3 protein-coding genes are annotated in these 2381 nt (G+C 37.0%); 2 read left to right on the top strand and 1 reads right to left on the bottom strand.

Annotated elements, in window-relative coordinates; translation table 11 throughout:
- Both HN459_07620 and HN459_07615 read left to right on the top strand, forming a co-directional pair.
- The coding region (locus tag HN459_07620) for a nitrate reductase (GenBank protein MBT3479313.1) at positions 1–204 on the top strand (204 nt) is incomplete at its 5' end.
- A 3-nt stretch (positions 205–207) separates the two neighbouring features.
- Entirely contained in the window at positions 208–1014 is an 807-nt protein-coding gene (locus HN459_07615; protein ID MBT3479312.1) for a hypothetical protein, read from the top strand.
- A gap of 52 nt (positions 1015–1066) precedes the next feature.
- On the opposite strand, the gene serC is transcribed toward HN459_07615, so the two are convergent.
- A complete protein-coding gene (gene serC / locus HN459_07610) occupies positions 1067–2140 on the bottom strand; it encodes a 3-phosphoserine/phosphohydroxythreonine transaminase (protein MBT3479311.1) in 1074 nt (357 codons plus the stop codon).
- Positions 2141–2381 lie beyond the last annotated feature (241 nt).

Raw genomic sequence — 2381 nt, 5'->3', positions numbered from 1 at the left:
CTCTCCCCCGAACCTTTTGATGAACCAATTGAATTTATTGCATTTGATCTTTGGCATTATTACGGCCGTACTGCAAAACATGGTGCATTTATGGGAGGTGCAGATTTTGTTCAATGGCACGGCAATTATGAATTGCTTCTCAAAACAGTTGAAATGAAAGAAATTGCAAAAACTCTCAGAAATCGCGATTCACCTAAAAGGTAATTCATGATAAAGGGAATTGTGAATAAAGCATTTACAATTGAATTATTTATTTTGGCCAACTTGAGCTTTTTGGCCTTGGATATATTCGTTGCCCATTCAATCAATGCATTTGCCCATAACGCAGAATGGATTCCTTTCTATTTTTCAATATTTTCACCAATTTTATTGTCCATAGAATTGTATCAAAATTGGAGGGGAAAAACATACACTTACAAAACGATAGGTCTTCTCATAGGCACTACCTCTGTCATTGTTGGCATTGCAGGATTATTATGGCATTTAAATAGCAACTTCTTTGGACACCAAACTATAAAAAGTTTAGTCTACACGGCACCTTTCGTTGCACCCTTGTCCTATACAGGTTTAGGTTTATTAATCATAATGAATAGAATGGTTAAACCAGGAACAAAAGAATGGAACCAATGGCTTATTTTTTTTGGCCTCTCAGGATTTTTTGGTAATTTTATTCTTGCCTTAAGTGACCATGCGCAAAATGGATTCTTTCTATTTACAGAATGGATCCCAGTTGTGAGTAGTGCCCTTGCAGTGGGATTTCTAACCACTCTTTTAATACAAAAATATTCAAGTAAGTACATAAAGCTTTGTTTAAGTATTATGGCATTACAAGTATGTGTTGGTGGGTTGGGATTTTATTATCATAGCCATTCAATTATGAATGGTATATCCGAAAATTTCTTTGAAAACTTAATATATACAGCACCCATTTTTGCTCCTCTCCTTTTTATTAATCTCGCTATTCTTTCTGGATTCGGACTTTTAGGATTATTAATTACAAAGGAGATTGATTGAGCAATGAAATCAAACGTCAATCTGATTATTTGAAAAGATTGAGTATTACTTCTTAACTTTCGTATTCCTGCATCGCCTGAATCAAGGCATCCACACCCGCTTCCGGCATAGCATTATAAATTGATGCTCTAAAACCTCCAACCGAACGATGACCTTTCAAGGTCTTTAATCCACGTCTATCGCAAAAAGATAAAAAATCTGCCTCATCACCGCCATCTGTAAAAATAAATGGCACATTCATCAAGGATTGATCTTCTTCAGGAATGGGACTTTTAAATAGTGGATTTCGTCGAATTTCATCATAAAGCTTTTGCGATTTGCGTTTATTTTTTATTTCCATCGCTTTAATACCGTCATTTTTTTTAATCCATGTTAAAGTGCGATTCACTGAATATATAGCCAAAACCGGAGGCGTGTTAAACATGGATCCTTTATTAATATGGGTTTGGTAATTCATCATGGTTGGGATTGAGCGATTAACTTCCCCCAAAATATCATCCCGAACTATAACCAACGTAACGCCCGCAGGACCCATGTTTTTCTGGGCACCGGCATAGATCAATCCGAATCGAGATACATCAAAAGATCGGCTGAATATATCCGACGACATATCCCCCACCAAATAACCATTGGGATTCAAAGGCGTCGGAAAGTCCTTCCATTGCGTCCCATATATTGTATTATTACTGGTAATATGTAAATAAACTGCATGGGAGCTTTGATTCAATTCTTTAGGAATATGGTTATAAAGTGATTCTTTGGATGAACAGGCCACATTAACATTTCCAAATAAATGGGCCTCTTTTATTGCTTTGGCTGACCATGCGCCTGTATCAGTGTAATCAACAGTTTGATCTTCGCCTAAAAGATTCATAGGGATCATTGCAAACTGTAAAGAGGCGCCCCCCTGCAAAAACAACACATGGTATCCATCGGGAATATGCAACAATTCTCGGGTAAGTGATTCCGTTTCTGCTACCATATCCATCACGGGTTTAGAGCGATGACTCATCTCCATCAAACTCATCCCCAGGCCATTAAATTCTTTCACCGCTTTCGAAGTTGCATCTAACACAGATTGATCCAATACAGCTGGTCCGGCACTAAAATTATATATTTTGTTCATGTTTCCTTTCAAATTTAAGGGTGCAAATTAGAGTGTTCATCACATCCATATAAATAAAAAAACCCCGCAATTATAAAATAATTGCGGGGTTTTTTCTAGAAGACTTACTTATAAGTCAAAATTCTCTTCGGCGTTTTTGTTTACCACCTCGTGGAGCGGGTGGTTTATATCTATCCTGCATTCGATTACGGACTTGCTGTTTCATATGTCCTTCAAACATAAGTAACTTCACTTGTTGAGT

It is taken from the genome of Candidatus Neomarinimicrobiota bacterium, assembly GCA_018647265.1.
Lineage (GTDB): Bacteria > Fidelibacterota > Marinisomatia > Marinisomatales > TCS55 > TCS55.
The sequence above is the reverse complement of the archived record's forward strand: the minus strand, read 5'-3'. Positions and strand labels throughout refer to the sequence as shown.

What these genes read in the sequence shown, in the direction of transcription:
- HN459_07615 (MBT3479312.1), top strand. Translation starts at nt 208, where the DNA reads ATGATAAAGGGAATTGTGAATAAAGCATTTACAATTGAATTATTTATT.
- serC (MBT3479311.1), bottom strand. Translation starts at nt 2,140, where the DNA reads ATGAACAAAATATATAATTTTAGTGCCGGACCAGCTGTATTGGATCAA.